This window comes from Haloarcula sp. H-hyl2 (genome assembly GCF_056934385.1).
Map to the genome: position 1 here is coordinate 1,651,149 of NZ_JBRIIJ010000001.1, position 17,183 is coordinate 1,668,331.

A 17,183-nucleotide genomic window follows, 5' to 3' on the forward strand; every position below is an offset into this window, starting at 1 on the left:
GAGATCGATGTACAACTACGTCCTTCGCCGCATCGGGTTCATGACGGTGACGTTGTTCCTGGTGACGCTGATCGCCTTTGCGGTCACCAACATCCTGCCGGGCAACGTCGCGCTCGTCATCCTGGGCCCGAACGCGGACGCGGAGTCGATCCGGGCACTCGAAGCACAGTTGGGACTCAATCGCCCGCTGTACGTCCAGTACTTCGACTGGGTACTCGGACTCCTGCAGGGGGACATGGGCGAGTCGCTCCGGTTCGGTGACCCGGTCGCGGGCCTCATCGCCGAACGGCTCCCCCGCTCGCTGCTGCTGGCGGTCAGTGCGACGCTCGTCGCGGTCGCACTCTCGATCCCGCTGGGCGTCTACGCCGCCGTCAACCAGAACGAGGCCCCAGACGTGACTGCGTCGATGTTCGCGTTCGTGGGCATCTCCCTGCCGATCTTCCTGTGGGGGCTCGTGTTCATCCTGGTCTTCGCGGTGTGGTTGAACCTCTTCCCGACGAGCGGCTACGTCGCGCCGACGGAGGACCCGGTCGGAGCACTCCAGCGGCTCGTGTTGCCTGCCGGCGCGATGGGCTTTGCGCTCACCGCCTATATCATGCGGATGACCCGTTCGTCGATGCTGGAGGTCCTGAGCGAGGAGTACATCAACCTCGCACGGGCCAAAGGGATGAGCCAGCGCGTCGTCGTGCTCAGACACGCGCTCCGGAACGCGGTCATCCCGGTCATCACCGTCATCGCGTTCCAGTTCAGTTACGCCTTCGGCGGCGTCGTCGTGCTCGAAGAGGTGTTCCTCTGGCCGGGGATCGGCCGGTTGACCCTGACCGCCATCCAGAGTCGCGACATCCCGCTCATCCAGGGCTGTATCATCGTGGTCGCGATGATATACATGCTGTCGAACTTCGCGGCGGACCTGCTGTACGCCTACTTCGACCCGCGGATCCGGTACGGAGGTGACAACTGATGGCGACCGAACAGCAGACCGAGCGGTCCGTCGTCGACCGGGTCAGGCCGTCGGAGTCACAGCGAGAGCGCCTCCGCTCGTTCGCCCGGCAGTTCCGGCGCAACACGAAGGCGATGATCGGGCTGTCGATCGTCCTGGCGCTGTTCCTCGTCGCGGCGTTCGCCCCGTTCATCGCACCATACGGGATGAACGAGACGAACATCCAGGACCGGACTCAGGGGCCGTCGGTCGACCACCCGTTCGGCACCGACGACCTCGGCCGTGACATCTTCAGCCGCGTCGTCCTGGGGAGTCGAATCTCGCTGTACGTCGGACTCGGGTCCATCGGGGCCGCGCTGGTCGTCGGTGCCGTCACCGGAGTCGTCGCCGGCTACGCTGGCGGCCTCGTCGACGAGATCCTGATGCGGATCATGGACGCCGCGATGGCGTTCCCCCCAGTGTTGCTGGCGCTGACGCTGCTGGTCGTGCTTGGGCCGGAACTGCGAAACGTCATCATCGCGCTGGCGTTCGTCTACACGCCCTACATCGCCCGTGTCTCACGGAGCGCAGCGCTCTCGGAGCGCAACGAGGCGTACGTCGAATCCGCAGTCGCCCGCGGCGAGAGCAGCAGTCGGATCGTCTTCAGCGAGGTGTTCCCGAACTGCATGGCCCCGATCCTGGTCCAGGGGTCGCTGAACGTCTCGTTCGCGATTCTGGCGGAGGCGAGTCTCTCGTTCCTCGGCCTGGGCGCACAGCCGCCCCGTCCGTCGTGGGGGCTGATGATCGACACCGGGCGTGGGTTCATGCAGACCGCGCCGTGGATGTTGCTCTTCCCCGCGCTGGCGATCGGTATCGCCGTCGTCGGGTTCAACATGCTCGGTGACGGGCTCAGGGACGTGCTCGACCCGAAGGTGGAGGCGATAGAATGAACCCGAACACCCCACTGCTGGACGTTCGGGACCTCCGAACCGAGTTCCGGACGGAGTCGGGTTCGGTCGTCGCCACGAACGACGTGTCGTTCTCCCTGGACCGCGGCGAGACGCTCGGCATCGTCGGCGAGTCCGGCGCGGGCAAATCCGTCACGGCCCGGTCGATCATGCGGCTCATCGACTCTCCCGGCGAGATCACCGGCGGCGAGGTCGTCTTCGACGGCGAGGACCTCCTGAAGAAGTCTGAGCAGGAGATGCGCGACGTGCGCGGGAACCGCATCGCGATGATCCCCCAGGACCCGATGTCCGCGCTGAACCCCGTGATGACCGTCGGCGAGCAGATCGTCGAGACGGTCCGACGCCATCAGGACGTCTCCAAGTCCGAGGCCCGTCGCATCGCCATCGAGTCGATGGACGACGTCGGCATCCCGGACGCGGGCGAGCGCATCGACGACTACCCACACGAGTTCTCCGGCGGGATGCGCCAGCGAGTCCTCGTGGCGATCGGCTTCTCCTGTGAGCCCGACCTCATCATCGCGGACGAGCCCACGACCGCGCTCGACGTGACGACGCAGGCGAAGATCCTGGACCTGCTCAACGAGCTCCAGGAACGGGAGGGGACGGCCGTCCTGATGATCACGCACAACCTCGGCGTCGTCGCACAGACCTGTGACGACGTCGGCGTGATGTACGCCGGCAACCTCGTCGAGACGGCGGCGCTCGGGGACCTGTTCGACCGGCCGCGACATCCCTACACACGGGCACTCATCGACTCGATTCCCGAGGTCGAGACCGAATACGACGACCTCCCGACGCTGGCCGGGTCGATGCCGGACCTCCAGGATTTGCCGAGTGGCTGTAACTTCGCGCCCCGGTGCCCACACGCCACCGAGGCGTGTCGGACCGGCGGCGACCCGTCGCTGGAACCGGTCGGCGAGGGGTCCTCACGTGCCGCATGTATCCACGCCGAGGACCTCGACCTCTCGGAGAGTACGGCCGCGGAGACCGGTCACGGCCGGACCGACATCGATCGGTCGGGCGAGCCGCTGTTCGAGGTCGAGAACCTCAAGAAGCACTTCAGTGCCGGCGAGGGCGTCCTCGGGAACGTCCGGCTCGTCCGGGACGGTGGCGGCCTCCCGACGCTCGAACGCCGGTACGTCAAGGCTGTCGACGGTGTCAGCTTCGATATTTACCCCGGTGAGACCGTCGGCCTCGTCGGTGAGTCCGGCTGTGGGAAATCCACCGTCGCCCGGACCGTACTTCGGCTGCTCGAACCGACCGAGGGAACGGTCTCCTTCGAGGGCGAGCCGATCACCGAACTCGGCTCACGGGAGATGCGGAGTCTGCGCCGTGAGATGCAGATCATCTTCCAGGACCCCCACAGCTCGCTGAACCCCAGAAAGCCCGTCGGGCGGATCATCGGCCGCGCCATGGAGCGCCACGACATCGCGACCGGGGAGGAGAAGCGCGAGCGGGTCAGGGACCTCCTCGAACGGGTCGGCCTCTCGGGGGACGCCGCGGAGAAGTACCCCCACGAGTTCTCCGGCGGCCAGCAACAGCGGGTGGCTATCGCCCACGCGCTGGCCGTCGAGCCGAAACTCATCGTCTGTGACGAGCCGGTGTCGGCACTGGACGTGAGTGTGCAGGCACAGATCCTCAACCTCCTCAACGAGATCCAGGCCGAGGAGAACATCTCGTTCCTGTTCATCTCCCACAACATCGGCGTCGTCCGGCACATCTGTGACCGGGTGGCCGTGATGTACCTCGGGAAGATCGCCGAATTCGGCCGCATCGAGGACGTCTTCTCGGCGCCGTTCCACCCCTACACCGAGAGTCTCCTCTCGGCGGTCCCACACGCGAACCCGGACCGGAAGACCGACCGGATACTGTTGGAAGGGAGCGTCCCCAGCCCCATCGACCCGCCGTCGGGCTGTCCGTTCCAGACTCGCTGTCCGAAGAAGATCGGCGACGTCTGTGAGCAGGACGTACCGGCCCTGGAGCCAGTAGACGGCTCGGACCACCAGATATCGTGTCATCTCTCGACCGAGGAGATGAGCGAACGTGACTCGTTCATCGCTCCGCAACAGCGCGAGCCGGGTCCGACCGGCTCAGACTGATCGTAACCACCGCCGGGGGCACACCGAACCCGGCGGCCTCAGTACTTCACACCGAAGTCGAGGAGTTCCTCGGGATAGTTCTCGAACAGTTCGTCGGTCTCGGCTTCGATCCGGGCTTTCGCTTCCCTGGCTTCTTCGAGCAGCGTTCTGAGATCTGCGACGGGTGTCTCGGAGAGGTCGACCCGGAGATTGTGGTAGAACTCCGGCGCTGGCGCGTGGACGAGGATCGCCGCGCTCATCTCGCCGCGGTCGTCGCCGCCGGCCGCGACGCCGGCCTCCAGCGCCGAGACGAGTCGCTCGGACATGTCGCCGTCTGTCCCGACATACGCCTCCGCGACACTGTCGACGGTGTCGGGGCCCGCGAGAAGGTTCCCGGCGACGGTGTAGTCCGCTCCAGTTCGGTGTCCGGCCCAGCCGCTGCAGTGCTCGCCAGTGAAGGCGAACTCGCTCTCCGCGCCGACGCCGTGGACCTGCCGATAGCCGGCGTGGTCGTCGGCCGCCAGCAGCGCCTCGAAGGCGTCCTCGATGCGGTCACCGCTGTCGACTCGTGCGATCGCGTCCCGGCCGTGTTCGGTCTTCGTGAACGCCTGTGTCAGGGCCGCACCGTTACGGCTCACGTACGGACACGTCGCACCGACGGCGACAGTCCCCGTGGTCACTGCAGCACCGAACGTATCGGTCGCTGGGTCGCGTGCGGCTATCGAGAACGTCCCGGGTGAGTGTCTCATACCGCCCTGTACTTCTGGGGAGGGTGTATATGTTCTCCCTGTGCTGTCGATTGACATCCTCCTCCGCCTGAAGGCGGAGGAATCCCGAGATTGGGATATTAAGGTTTAGAGTCCACCACCTCTCGTTGCGGTTGGAATCCGCAGGAGAGGTCATACAGGTAGACTCCGGGCTGTGCCAACCAGCCGGTACTCCTATCCCCACCCAAACCGGGCGAGGACTCGGAGTTACTTTCGTTGATGTTGAGACGGATGTTCTCCGCCCCGTTCATGTCAGCGTTGAACGCCGCATCACACGCCTCACACACATACAGACCGCGTTCGACACGCTGACTATCGTCTTCCGTACCGCACACGCAACACGTTTTACTTGTGTCTCGTTCGGACACTTCTTCGACTTCGATTCCCTCGACCTTTGCCTTGTATTCGAGGATGTTGGTGAAGCGGTCGAACGCCCAGCCGTGCAGGTCGAGGTTGCCCTGCTTGCCCCAGTTCTTCGAGTCGCCGTTCTTGTCTTCACGGACGCCTTCCAAGTCTCCGACGTTGATACGGCCAACGCCCTTCTCGACACACCGTTGGACGATGTGTTTCGCCAAGGAGTGGAAGAAGTGGGTGCGCCGTTCCGACCACTTCTTGTGCAATCGCGTGGCTCTGTCACCACCGCTGTCGTCGCACTTGGCAATCTCCTTCGGGAAGTAGTACCCATCCTGTTTCAGGCGGTTGCCGGGGTAGAGGTCGGCTTGCTCGGTGCTATACGCGACCGCCGCGAAGTTGCTGATGCCGAGGTCAACACCCGCTGTCTCGTTACCGGGCGCGGTGGAAGTCTCAATTTCGTCTGTGCAGACGAGGTGCAGTTCCCACCGCTCCTTCGCGCTGTCGTAGACCGCCCTGACTTGTTGCAGGTTCTCAACCTCGACGCCGGGTCGTGTCTCGTATTCGACAAGGATGTATTCCCAAGCTTTCGGGTGTTCCTTGTGATTCGCGCCCTTCGAGAGGCGCACACGGTTGTTTTTGGTGTCGTGACGGATGCCGTTCTGCTTCCACGTCACCGTACTGCGTGGGTGTTCTTCGTGGACGCGGCGGCCTTGGTCGTCGTAGTAGTTTTCTTTGCGGTAGCCGGGCGGATTGTCCCTGTCATCGTCACTGGAGTACCACGAGTTGAAGGCTTCAGCGAGTTCCTCCAGAACCCGCTGACTGGACTGACTGTGCAGTCCCTTGTACTTTGGATGAGTCTTCAACTCGTCTTTCAACTCTTCGTGGTCGGGAATCTCACCCGTGTCCTCCCAGACTTCTCGGGAGTGGTAGTTGGCGACGTTCCAGAGTTTGCTGGCTGACCACCCGTGCCGGTTGAGCGACTCCCCCACTTGTGAGTGGTTACGGATTTTCGCTCGATGGGTGCGGTGGAAATCCAGCATCATGAAACGCTGTATAATCGCTTATACTCGCTTCTCTTGTGAATCTTGGGGTTGAGAACGGTGGAATATCCAGCCCTGTCGAAGTCTGTGGAACGTGGCACGAAGTGACGGCGCGTATCCACGGCCTGAAGGCCGTGGTATTGCGCCTGTTCAGCGTATAATCCATACCGTACGTTTACCCCTGGGAGTTTATCGATGTACATTCGAATGCTCTTTACAAACAGAACGAACCATAGATCGGGATTTTAAAACTTTAGAGAGTGTATATATTACCATATTTGCCATATATGATCGCAGTTAGCAAATTTAGAATTTATCTGGCGCTAGTTTTTACCCATATATAGTGATTACGGTACGGGATACGACCACACAGTTTTGGCACCTCCTCATGATTCGTTCGAATAGTAGCCTGTCACGTAGGCGATACCAGCAAGAACAACCAATACAAGCAGCGGCGCTCCGGTAGAGAGACCTGTCAGTCCCACCGTGGTCAGCACGCCAATCCAGCCACCGATCACCAGCGTGTGAGCGTAGCTGGCGGTCTGATTCTCGGACTGCAGTGCCTGCAGATGTTGCAAACAGGCCGTTGTTTTCGGTCCTCGTTGGAGTGTCCCTCGATCACTATTGTAGTCGATCACGTCCATCGCATCTAATTTCGGGAGATGACACTGGTAGAGTCCTACGTAGACACGCTTGCGCTCGGCCGAGGTCAGCGCCTTCTCCGGTTTGTCGTTCTCGATGGCAGCGACGTGTGCCGAGAGCTCTCTGAGTGATATCTCGCCGGAGTGGGACTGGAGATACTCTATCACCAACCGACGGCGTTCGTTCTCCAGTATCTCGCACGCCTCGTCTATCGACATAGATGTGGATGATTCGTCAGTGGTGACCGTGCGGTTGATGGAGTCAGTCACCTTCGAGAGACGACTCTCGACATCTCGGTCTGGCGCAGCCACCTCGTTGCCTCTCTCAGCGCCACCATTTGTCCGAGTGAGCCGCTGACTGGTCTTGATCGAGTGTGGAACGATCGCAGCGACAGTCCTCCGAACGCCGTGTAGGCCGGGCATAATCAATCACCCACAAGTCTCTGTTAGTCCGCATAGAATGGTGCCTCTAGTCGACTAGATATCTCGAATTGGTAGTTCGACTCGTCTCCTAGACATCTAGTCTTCGGGTTCACTCATTCGACACTGATGAGTCAAAGAGACCCATCTCGTCTATCGCGTCGAGAATCCGACGCTGTGCGTTCCGGATGTGGAGATAAAACGTCGGTGAGGAGATATCCAGTGCAGCAGCGAGTTCTTCGCCTGTCGAATGCCGGGGTGATTCGAAGAATCCGCCGAAATACGCCAGTTGGAGACATTCACGTTGCCGGTCTGTGAGTATATTGTCGAGAGCATCGTGAGACAGCGTGATTGCACCCGAGGCCCGTTCACGAGTCTGCTTCGAATCGAACGTCGTGTTCGGGTGTTTGTCCTGGATGTTGGCTACGAGTGCCGGGATATCAGTATCGGGCGATACCTGTGCGACGATGGACTGTTCACCGTCTGTGACTGAACTGGTCGTCACTGTGGCTCCGTATTCAAGCAGTGTCACCACCGGTGTTCCACGAACGCTGTATTCGATAAGTCCGGTACTCGCGACAGAGTGGACGACTCGTGCACGATCGATACGCTCTGTGTCGTCGAGCCACTCGACGACACGCTCGGGATCAGCGTTCTCGACACTGGCGTAAACGAGAGCGTTCTGTTCGGTGGCCGGGAGTATGGTCTCGAACTCCAGGCTGCACCCGAGTTCGGTGGTCACAGGAGCGACCGTCGCGTCTTCGGGTGCGACCGTGAACCGCAGTTCGTCGACGGTATCCGTGTGCAACAGGCGCTTGTTCTCGACGGCATGGATCGCGTGGCCGATGCGTTCTCCTAACTCGCGGAGCAACTCCTGTTCGTAGTCCTCGAATCCATCAGGTCGAGCCGAATAGATGCCAAGGACGCCGTATATTGTCTTACCGAACACGACTGGAACGGCTGCGGCTGATTGATAGCCACGGGCAAGGGCGTCATCCCGCCACGACTCTCGTTCTGAGCTGGAAAGAATATCCTGGACTACGTGGACCGTCCGGTCTTGGATCGCCTGGCGAGCGAGTATCTGGACCGGATCGCGATCTATCTCTTGTGGCCCGCTCCCCTCGAAAAACTGGTCGTCGATACCTGCCCACGCCTCGGGCGTGAATTGCTCTGTCACTGGGCCGTACTCACCATACCACGCACACAGATAAGATTCCGACGTCGACAGCGTATCACAGGTGAGCTGCTGGATCTCCTCGCGTGTGGACGCACGGGTGAGTTTGCGGTGTAGTGGCCGCAGACTCTCGAGGATACGTTTCACTCTGTCGAGGACGAGGCGCTGGTGGTTGAGTTCTCGCTCCCGTTCCACCCGCTCTGTGATATCGTACGCGAACCCGACGACCTGTTCGACGGTCCCGTCGTCGAGGACCGGCTGAAAGCTCACCTCGAACACTCTCCCCTGCAGTTCGACCACATCGTCGGTCTGGTGGCCATCGAGGGCGTCCCGAAAGTCATCGAGAATATTCGGGAAACCGGCGTACATCTCGTAGATCGACTCCCCGACCGCTTCCCCGGGTTCGAGACCGATCGCGTGGAGACTGCGCCCCTCAGACCGCGTGAAGACGCCGTCTTCGTCGAGTGCAAACAGAACGCCCGGTATTTTCGAGACGATTGCCTCGATTGTCTCTTGTTGTTGGCGAAGCTCACGCTTGCGTTGTTTTCTCCCAGTGAGGTCTGTGATCACCCCGTCGATGTAACGCTCACCACGCACCTCGTGTTCGATCGCAGTCACGGAGATCCAGCGCCGCGTCCCATCCTCGGTTTCGATCTCCAGTTCTTCGTCTTCGAGTATCCCATCCGCCCGAATCTGTTGGCGCATCGCGTCCTGATTCCGAGAGTCGGTGTAGAACTCTCGAGGGGTTCGACCGATCAGTGCATCGGGTGAGTCCACCCCAAGTATCTCGGCCAGGGCGGGATTCACCTCCAGGAATCGACCGTCTGACCCCGTCTCGGTCCGATAGATTCCCAGTGGCAGGTTCGTGATGATGTTCTCGTAGCGTTCGAGTTCGTGTGCTCGTCCTCGCTGATCCGATATCTCTTCGACCAGCCCCGTGAAGTAGCGCTGGCCGCCGTAGGTATGCCCGTTGAAGTCGATCGTCACCCAGACCTCGCTGTTCTCGGCATCCGAGAGTGGTACTTCGACAGTGGTGCCGTCCAACTCCGAATCGGCAGTTGCGAGTGTTTCTCGCAGGAACGTCGAATCCCCAGGATCGGCCTGTTCGGCCATCAAATCGAGCAGTGTGTCGCCGAGTATCTGGCCGGACGTGTAGCCGATAATTTCCTCGAATGCGGGGTTCACGAAGACGACCGTCCCCCCATCGGTGAGAGAGACGAGCCCACGATCGACGGCCAGAGCCATTTCCTGATAGAATTCGGGCTCTCCGTCCGCCGACACTGACCTATCGTCGCTCTCGGGGATCTCTGACTCCTGCGGCTCTCGACCTTGATCTGCCACACTGGATATATGCCAACCACAATGGAAAACTCCTCGCCATATATTATCTGATATGATTTCCTTCTTGGCGGTGGGGTCAGTGACCCCCCGTGATAGAGATACGAGCGCATACCCCCGCCTTCCCGTGAGTGACGAGTGTTCCGACACCAGTCGGAACCGAGGAGCGAACAGGCGGGGGTCGAGCGGACACTCCGACCGATACACCGCCGTACTGTGGCGGATCTGGATGACCAACCGAACGTTTTTGTCGTGGCCCGACAGACTGGAAACTGCTACGGAATCGGTGAGATGCCGGTCCCCAACAGACAAGGGGCGGTGACGAACCAGGTCTGTTCGTCACACGGCGATGACACGGATTCCGATGGGGCCTCAGTGACCGGGCCACAGCCCTATAGCGAGGGAGAAAACGAGAGTTTCGCCGGTATGCTGCCGGTTCCCTCTGAGTGCGGGTTGGAACCGGAACGGCCTGTTTCGACAGGCCGGTCATCCGGTGGCCGGATGCCACGGCCTTCAGCCCGTGGAGGAGGTCACTCACGTCCCCAGCGAGTATCCGAGGGTGAAACAGAACACATATTCACAGAATCTCTGTACATCCCGTAGATGCGGCAGTTGCTCTGGTGGCTCATCGGTGGCTCCCGCGGCGGTCGGAACCGGTTGCGGATCGTCCGCGCACTCGACGCACAGCCACGGAACACGAACCAACTGTCGAACGACCTCGATCTGAACTACAAGACCGTGCAACACCATCTGGAGGTACTCGAAGAGAACGACGTCGTCACCACGGAGGGTGACAACTACGGGCAGATGTACTTCCTCACCGAGAGAATGACCAGGCACCTCGACATTCTGGGGGACGTAGCCGAACAGGCGGGGGTGGACGATGACGTCTGAACTGACGAACACACCCCTGCGAACCACACTGGTCGCCGCCATCGTCGGAGGCGTAGTCGCCGTAGCGGTCGTGCTGGCGATACCGATTCCAGCACACGGGCCCCCCGGACGCTCACTCCCGCAGCGTGTGGAACTGTTGATACAGGCGGAAGTGTTCTTCACGACACTGAACCTCGTCCTCCTGCTGGGACTCGCGCGAATCTACGGTGGCCTGTACCAGGACCTCCCGAACAAGTACACGGCGAGTCTTCTCCTGTTGAGTCTCGCACTCTTGCTGTACGCGTTCACCTCGAATCCGATCGTCCACAACCTCCTCGGGTTCCGGCCGAGCCCGAACATCGGCCCCTTCGTCTTTCTCCCGGACCTCTTCGTCGGGCTGGCGATCGTCGTGCTCATCTATCAGAGCCAGACGTGAACGTGACGAATGTGGATGTCGACACGTGAGAAAGCCTCGGGGGTTCGGGCTTGGCAGCTGTGGGGAGCAAGAGACTCCTATCGGTCCGCATCGTGGCGAGGACCGAGTGGCTCGATCTGTGGTCCGCGGGTGTGACTGTCACATCGGCGTCGATCTCGAAGACATCCGCGAGGAGGTCCTCGGTCACGACCTCCGCTGGAGGGCCCCGGGCTCTAACCTCGCCGGATTTGAGAGCAACCATCTCGTCGGCGAGGCGAGCTGCCTGCTGTACATCGTGCAACACGACAACGACTGTCATCTCGCTCTCGTCCCGAAGCGTCTCGATGATCTCCATCACTTCGAGTTGATGGTGTAAGTCGAGAAACGTCGTTGGCTCGTCCAGCAGCAAAACGTTCGTCTCCTGTGCGAGGACCATCGCGATCCACGTGAGCTGTGGACGACGGCGGACTCGTCGAACACGCCAAGTGGTAGTCGTTTCACTCCGTTACGAGGAACAGGTCACTCGTCTACGACTCTGCGAAAAACGAGTCGTACGCCGCGACGAACGACCGGAGCTCCTGCGGTGTCGGCGCCTTGTCGTGGCGCATGAAGTACCCGGCGACCGAGTTTGCCAGAACGAGCGCGGCTCCATCGGATAGCCCCTCAGCGAGTCCGAGCGCCAGTCCACTGATGAAGTGAGCGGTGACGTTTCGAATCTGACGCGGATTGACGACCTGTGGTGCCTGGACGGAGATGACCTCGTCCGGCGAGGCAAGCGTGGCCCCTCGCTGGGAGTGGAGAACGAACCGCGTGATCCCGATCTCGTCACGGACCTGTTCGACCGTCGGCGACGAGGAATCGCTCTCGTCCATCACCAGTGCATCCCTGAATCGCCGGGTTTCACTCCGATTCGCGGTCACGGTCACGGGGACGAGGTCGTCGAGAGCGGCGATCGATTCACACCCCGCTCTGATCTCCGCATCCGACAACTGGCTGATCTCGCCAGGGTGGATGTGGACGTGTGGCGGCGGCGAGTTCAGGATCGGCCAGAGCTCGGTTCGGAGGCCGTCGAGGATATCGGGCAGTTCAGGGGTCGCGAACCACGTACCCATCGTCAGAATCGCGGCATCGTTGACGTGCTCTGCGAGCGTGGAGACGTCGATGCGGTCGGTGACCCGGTCCCAGTCGAGGATCTCCGGGTTGGGCTCGGTGAGGAGGAACTTCCGATCTTCGAACCAGACGTAGTCCGTACTCGTCGTCTGCCCGAGGCTGATGAGTTGCTGGTCTCTGAACTCGCGTGTGAACTCGGACCGGATCGGGTTGCCGAGCTGTCCAAGGAGCGTCACGTCGTATCGCAACTCGTCGAATACCCCACCGACGTGAGCGACGTGTCCGCCCGGTTCCGTGTCGGTCTCGCGCCATTCGATACGTGGCGCCGACTCGCTGGCTTCGAAGCGGACGAGTGCTTCCCGGAAGTCGTCGAACTTTCGAATCCGTTCGTAGTCCGTACCTGGCTTCCTGGTCACGAACTCTCTGATCCGGTCGATAAACGCATCGAAACAGGTGACGACGGACTCGTTGCCGAACTCCGTCGGGAGTTCGGACCGACACGTCTCCAGGTGGCGTGCCGTCTCACTGTCCAGTTCGTCGGCGTGAGTCACACCGTTTTCGCTGAGTTCGATGTTGTGTGCCGCATAGTCGACGTTCCGGGTTCCGACCCCACCGACGGTCACCAGCGAGGACTCGACATCGTTGGCAGTCGATTCCGTGCTGAGCGTGAACGAGGCCCGGATGTCGTACTCGGTGTAGTAGTAGCTGGTCAGCGTCCCCTCCAAGCTGACAGTTTCGCCCGTCTGCGTATCGTACCCGTCGATCGAGACAGTGAACGAATCGACAGGCCGGCTCTCGGTCAACACCGAGATATCAGCGAGGCAATCGCGGATCCGGATGTACTCTTTCGGGAGTGACGGACGACGAGACCCGTGGTCGACGGACCGTGCGAGCGGCCAGATCGACTCCGAGACGAACCGATCCAGCACCATCGTCAGACTGGGGTTCGTGACGTAATACCCCTGGCCCTCGCTCTCGTGGTATTCGTGGCCCTCCTGTACCCAGTACATCCCGCGACGGCGATCGACCGTGAGGACGAAGTCTTCACTCGTCGAGACGACGCGGAGTTCGTCGACAGTATCGGGAACAGCCGTGTCGAGTTCGGAGACGTCGTTCGACTCCGGAGAGACGTTCGAGAGGATGAGACGGAGTTGCTGCGCCTCACACTGGTCTAGAATATCTGCGACCGACGAGAGCTGGCCGACCGGCAGTAACAGGAAGATATCGCGTTCGGCAGTCTGGAGCAGTTCCCGGACGTATTTTTGGATCGTGCTCTCGCTCTTGAACAGCGCGATGCCGCTTTCGACCGTGTCGATCGTATCGTACAGTTCTTCGAGGTATTCCTCGGCCTGTGAGAGCCGGTCGCGGATGGAAGAGATCGCCTCGGATGGGTCGACAGCGTAGGCCTTCTTCGGATAATCGTCGATGACCTCGACGAAGCCCCGGTTCTGCAGATCGTCGACGATGTCGTAGACCCGCTGTTTGGGGACGTCACTCGTTTCAGCTACCTCGGTGAACGTCTGTGCCCCCCCGCGGACGAGCGCGAGATACACCTCTGTCTCGTAGGTCGTGAAGTCGGCGTTGGCCTCCATCGTCTCGCGCAGGAGAGCCATCTTGGCCTCGTCTTCGGCGGTCATTGTTCGAATATCAGGGTTCGGCAATAAGCCGTTTTCTGAACGGCTATCCGGACATGGCCCATGTCATATAGTACCGCGCTCAGACAGATAAGGCTTAAGGAACCACCACGATAGTTGTGAATATGGAATATAGAGGCTCGGCCTGTTCTGCTGACTTCTCTTCACAGACTGCCCGTCTCACTGTCGGCCCGTCTGAGGGCGCTGAAACGGAGTCCGACAGCGTATCGCTCCGCGATCTCGATACAACAAATCTGAACGAGTACGATATGCTATGGTGGCATCGGCGCTCGGCATTAGACGAGGCCGCGTACGATGCGCTCGCCGTAGCAGGGCCGGAACTACTCGCATACGTCGAGTCCGGAGGCGGACTGCTTCTCACTCACGGGGCGATGGAAGCAGCCGCAGAGATAGGAATAGAGTCACACAGTCCCGATACCATCGGGCGAATCCAGGGCGACTCCGCGGGATTTCTCGTCAATCGTGCGTTTTGTAATCACGCACTCTTCGACGGAATCGAGGGACTACGGACAGAGGCCGCACCAACAGGTGACGCCGTGGCAGTCCACTACGAGTCGATTACCCCGAAGGACGGCGACGTGTTCGCTGCGAGTCGTATCGACGGCGAAGACGTGCCTGCCCGGAAGTCGATACTCCACTGGAGCGTCGGCGACGGACGTGTCGTGGGCGTCGGGCACGGCCTGACCGATATCGACAGCGACCACCAATCGACGCTCGTCACCAACATCGAGCGGTACCTGAGTGGAGACGGCGACGACCCTGAGACGGTCGGACGACCGAAGGGAAGTCGAGAGTTGCAGGCACTCCGTGACGAGGTTCCGGACTCAAACCACAGGCCTGCGTACCATTTCACCCCGCCGGCGAACTGGATCAACGACCCGAACGGGCTCGTCCAGTGGAACGGGCGGTACCACCTCTTCTATCAGTACAACCCCGCCGGCCCGTATCACGGGACGATCCACTGGGGTCACGCCGTCTCGGACGACCTGGTAACGTGGGAGGACGAACCGATCGCGTTGACCCCCGACCCGGACGGGCCGGACGCCGACGGCTGCTTCTCGGGGTGCTTCGTCGACGACGACGGCGACCCTGCCGTCTTGTATACCGGTAGCGCCGGACAATCTCAACTCCCCTGTCTGGCTCGGGCAGACGACCCTGCGCTGACCGAGTGGACGAAGGCCGAGGAGAATCCACTGTTAGACGGCGCACCCGAGGGTGTAGACGTCTTCGAGACGATCAACTGGACGGCCGAATTCCGGGATCACAGTGTCTGGCGGACCGGTGAAACGTGGTATCAGCTGATCGGATCCGGGATCGACGAGGAGGGCGGAACTGCCTTCCTCTACCGGTCGGATGATCTCGTCGAGTGGGAGTACTGTAACCCGATCCTCTCCGGTGACTGGCGCAAGACCGGGCCGATCTGGGAGTGCCCAGAACTCTTGCACTTCGAGAACGGATCGCTCCTCCACGTCTCGGACTATACGAACGTCTGGTACTTCGTCGGGGAGTACGACGAGGAAGCGAACCGCTTCGACCCAGACGACAGGGGCAGAGTCGATCACGGCGTCTTCTACGCACCACAGTCGTTCGAAGACGAATCGGGACGGACACTGATGTTCGGATGGCTGAAAGAGGATCGTGACGAGGCGGCCCAGTGGGATGCTGGGTGGTCCGGTGCGGTTTCGATCCCACGAGAGGTTTCACTCACGGCAGATGGGCAGCCCCGGATCACACCCGCAGACGAACTCAAACAACTTCGCGGGACCCATCACACCTTCTCAGACCTTACTCTCGAACCAGGCGATTCCGGAGTACTCGACGCCATCGAAGGTGATACGCTCGAACTGAAAATCACGGTCGATGCAGCGAATGCCGGTGAGTTCGGTCTCGTGCTTCGTTCGACGCCTGACGACGAAGAGAAGACGGTGGTCCGCTGTAAGAGCTGGAAGCGGGAACTGGAGATCGATCGATCCCGCTCGTCGACGAGCGAGGCCGCCTGTGATACCCCAGAAGTGATGCCGATAAACCTCGACGACGGATCTCTCACACTCCACCTGTTCGTCGATCGGTCCGTCGTCGAAGTGTTCGCCAACGACGCACAGTGTCTCTCGACCCGGATCTATCCGACTCGTCACGACAGCAAGGGTCTCGATTTGTACGCGCGCGACCGTGACGTGACGGTAGAGTCGCTCGACGTGTGGGAACTCGCGCCCTGAGAAGATTCTCCACTTTCATTGGGAAAAGTTGAAGTGGTAGTGACAGAGAGGGATTGGCAGGATGAGTCGTATCACGATAGACAATGTACGTAAGGAGTATGACTCCGATGCCAGCACGATCACAGCCGTCGAAGACGTAAGTCTCGACATCCGAGACGGGGAATTTCTCACGATCGTCGGCCCATCGGGCTCCGGGAAGTCCACGCTGCTTCGGATGATCGCGGGGCTCGAAGACATCTCGGGCGGCGAGATCAGAATCGGGGAGACGGTCGTCAACAACATCGCCCCACAGAACCGTGGTGTGGCGATGGTCTTCCAGAACTACGCGCTGTATCCCCACATGAGCGTCCGCCAGAACATGTCCTACGGGCTGAAACTGACCACGGACCTCGACAGCGAGGACATCCAACGCCGTGTCGAGGAGACGGCCGAGATGATGGGTATCGGGGACTTACTCGACAAGAAACCGAACAACCTCTCGGGAGGGCAGCAACAACGCGTGGCGACAGGGCGTGCGATCGTACGCAAGCCCGAAGTGTTCCTGTTCGACGAACCGCTGAGCAACCTCGACGCGAAGCTCCGCCTCCACATGCGGACCGAACTCCAGCGGATCCAGGAGGAACTCGAGACAACGTCGGTGTACGTCACACACGACCAGACCGAGGCGATGACGATGTCGGATCGGATCGTGATCCTCTCGGATGGGACGATCCAGCAACTCGGAACACCGGCGGAGGTCTACGCAGAGCCCGCCAACAAGTTCGTCGCGGACTTCATCGGGTCGCCGTCGATGAATTTCTTCGATACCCGCCTGGAAAACGGTGTCCTCTACGGGGACGAGTTCGAGTACGAACTCGATCCACAGCTCGCGGAGGCAGTTCGGAACGGCAGTACCACCGACGACCTCGTCCTTGGTATCCGACCGGAACACATCCGAGTCGATCCAGAGGAGCGAGATCCCATCAACGCGACGCTGGACGTGCTCGAACACGAGGGGAGCGACAACTATCTCTACCTCTCGAAAGGGGACGCCGAGTGGACGGTCCGGGTCGACGGGAACACGCGATTCGAGGAAGGTGAGCGGATCGAATTCACCTTCCCACCCGAACACGTGCACGTCTTCGATGGATCGACTGGCGAGAATCTGGTCGTAGAGACGCCAGTTTCGGCTGGATCGAGCGATTCGTCGGCAACAGCATAGAGACAGCAAGATTA

12 protein-coding genes and 1 pseudogene are annotated in these 17,183 nt (G+C 60.8%); 7 read left to right on the forward strand and 6 right to left on the reverse strand.

Annotation, left to right across the window (positions count from 1 at the left end; translation table 11 throughout):
• The first annotated feature begins 7 nt into the window (after positions 1-7).
• From Hhyl2_RS08555 to Hhyl2_RS08565, 3 genes are read left to right on the forward strand one after another with little or no spacing between them, the layout of a single operon-like run.
• Entirely contained in the window at positions 8-961 is a 954-nt protein-coding gene (locus tag Hhyl2_RS08555; protein WP_483550322.1) for an ABC transporter permease, read from the forward strand.
• Positions 961-1,869 carry an ABC transporter permease gene (locus Hhyl2_RS08560; protein ID WP_483550323.1) on the forward strand — a complete coding sequence of 303 codons (909 nt, stop codon included), beginning with the start codon at positions 961-963 and terminating at the stop codon, positions 1,867-1,869. The genes Hhyl2_RS08555 and Hhyl2_RS08560 overlap by 1 nt, the downstream gene beginning before the upstream one ends.
• The gene (locus Hhyl2_RS08565) at positions 1,866-3,986 is read left to right on the forward strand and encodes an ABC transporter ATP-binding protein (protein WP_483550324.1); all 2,121 of its coding nucleotides are present in this window, start codon (positions 1,866-1,868) and stop codon (positions 3,984-3,986) included. Before Hhyl2_RS08560 ends, Hhyl2_RS08565 begins: the two co-directional genes overlap by 4 nt.
• A 38-nt stretch (positions 3,987-4,024) precedes the next feature.
• Here the strand turns inward: Hhyl2_RS08565 and Hhyl2_RS08570 are convergent, their stop codons facing one another.
• The 4 genes from Hhyl2_RS08570 to Hhyl2_RS08585 all read right to left on the reverse strand — a co-directional run bounded on the left by Hhyl2_RS08570 (position 4,025) and on the right by Hhyl2_RS08585 (position 9,702).
• On the reverse strand, positions 4,025-4,714 hold the full coding sequence (locus tag Hhyl2_RS08570) for a DUF1028 domain-containing protein (RefSeq protein ID WP_483550325.1): 690 nt from the start codon (positions 4,712-4,714) through the stop codon (positions 4,025-4,027).
• Between the two features lie 98 nt (positions 4,715-4,812).
• Entirely contained in the window at positions 4,813-6,126 is a 1,314-nt protein-coding gene (locus Hhyl2_RS08575) for an RNA-guided endonuclease InsQ/TnpB family protein (protein WP_483550567.1), read from the reverse strand.
• 386 nt (positions 6,127-6,512) lie between these two features.
• Positions 6,513-7,190 (reverse strand): DUF7344 domain-containing protein, encoded by a 678-nt coding sequence (locus Hhyl2_RS08580; RefSeq protein WP_483550326.1) that lies wholly within the window; start codon positions 7,188-7,190, stop codon positions 6,513-6,515.
• Between the two features lie 109 nt (positions 7,191-7,299).
• Positions 7,300-9,702 (reverse strand): PAS domain S-box protein, encoded by a 2,403-nt coding sequence (locus tag Hhyl2_RS08585; RefSeq protein ID WP_483550327.1) that lies wholly within the window; start codon positions 9,700-9,702, stop codon positions 7,300-7,302.
• A gap of 600 nt (positions 9,703-10,302) precedes the next feature.
• On the opposite strand from Hhyl2_RS08585, the gene Hhyl2_RS08590 reads away from it, so the two are divergent.
• Positions 10,303-10,593 (forward strand): ArsR/SmtB family transcription factor, encoded by a 291-nt coding sequence (locus Hhyl2_RS08590; RefSeq protein ID WP_483550328.1) that lies wholly within the window; start codon positions 10,303-10,305, stop codon positions 10,591-10,593.
• Positions 10,583-11,008, forward strand: a complete 426-nt coding sequence (locus Hhyl2_RS08595) for a DUF8036 family membrane protein (protein WP_483550329.1) — start codon at positions 10,583-10,585, stop codon at positions 11,006-11,008. Before Hhyl2_RS08590 ends, Hhyl2_RS08595 begins: the two co-directional genes overlap by 11 nt.
• Positions 11,009-11,085: 77 nt before the next feature.
• Here the strand turns inward: Hhyl2_RS08595 and Hhyl2_RS08600 are convergent.
• Both Hhyl2_RS08600 and Hhyl2_RS08605 read right to left on the reverse strand, forming a co-directional pair.
• Positions 11,086-11,441: pseudogene (locus tag Hhyl2_RS08600) on the reverse strand (ATP-binding cassette domain-containing protein); the annotation flags it as partial.
• Positions 11,442-11,514: 73 nt separating this feature from the next.
• On the reverse strand, positions 11,515-13,734 hold the full coding sequence (locus Hhyl2_RS08605; protein ID WP_483550330.1) for a TrmB family transcriptional regulator: 2,220 nt from the start codon (positions 13,732-13,734) through the stop codon (positions 11,515-11,517).
• A gap of 266 nt (positions 13,735-14,000) precedes the next feature.
• Between Hhyl2_RS08605 and Hhyl2_RS08610 the strand changes: the two genes are divergently transcribed.
• Together Hhyl2_RS08610 and Hhyl2_RS08615 are read left to right on the forward strand one after the other, a co-directional pair.
• Positions 14,001-15,968, forward strand: coding sequence for a glycoside hydrolase family 32 protein (locus Hhyl2_RS08610; RefSeq protein WP_483550331.1), 1,968 nt, complete (start codon positions 14,001-14,003; stop codon positions 15,966-15,968).
• 61 nt (positions 15,969-16,029) lie between these two features.
• Positions 16,030-17,169 (forward strand): ABC transporter ATP-binding protein, encoded by a 1,140-nt coding sequence (locus Hhyl2_RS08615; RefSeq protein ID WP_483550332.1) that lies wholly within the window; start codon positions 16,030-16,032, stop codon positions 17,167-17,169.
• Positions 17,170-17,183 lie beyond the last annotated feature (14 nt).

What these genes read in the sequence shown, in the direction of transcription:
- Hhyl2_RS08555 (WP_483550322.1), top strand. Translation starts at nt 8, where the DNA reads ATGTACAACTACGTCCTTCGCCGCATCGGGTTCATGACGGTGACGTTG.
- Hhyl2_RS08560 (WP_483550323.1), top strand. Translation starts at nt 961, where the DNA reads ATGGCGACCGAACAGCAGACCGAGCGGTCCGTCGTCGACCGGGTCAGG.
- Hhyl2_RS08565 (WP_483550324.1), top strand. Translation starts at nt 1,866, where the DNA reads ATGAACCCGAACACCCCACTGCTGGACGTTCGGGACCTCCGAACCGAG.
- Hhyl2_RS08570 (WP_483550325.1), bottom strand. Translation starts at nt 4,714, where the DNA reads ATGAGACACTCACCCGGGACGTTCTCGATAGCCGCACGCGACCCAGCG.
- Hhyl2_RS08575 (WP_483550567.1), bottom strand. Translation starts at nt 6,126, where the DNA reads ATGCTGGATTTCCACCGCACCCATCGAGCGAAAATCCGTAACCACTCA.
- Hhyl2_RS08580 (WP_483550326.1), bottom strand. Translation starts at nt 7,190, where the DNA reads ATGCCCGGCCTACACGGCGTTCGGAGGACTGTCGCTGCGATCGTTCCA.
- Hhyl2_RS08590 (WP_483550328.1), top strand. Translation starts at nt 10,303, where the DNA reads ATGCGGCAGTTGCTCTGGTGGCTCATCGGTGGCTCCCGCGGCGGTCGG.
- Hhyl2_RS08595 (WP_483550329.1), top strand. Translation starts at nt 10,583, where the DNA reads ATGACGTCTGAACTGACGAACACACCCCTGCGAACCACACTGGTCGCC.
- Hhyl2_RS08605 (WP_483550330.1), bottom strand. Translation starts at nt 13,734, where the DNA reads ATGACCGCCGAAGACGAGGCCAAGATGGCTCTCCTGCGCGAGACGATG.
- Hhyl2_RS08610 (WP_483550331.1), top strand. Translation starts at nt 14,001, where the DNA reads ATGCTATGGTGGCATCGGCGCTCGGCATTAGACGAGGCCGCGTACGAT.
- Hhyl2_RS08615 (WP_483550332.1), top strand. Translation starts at nt 16,030, where the DNA reads ATGAGTCGTATCACGATAGACAATGTACGTAAGGAGTATGACTCCGAT.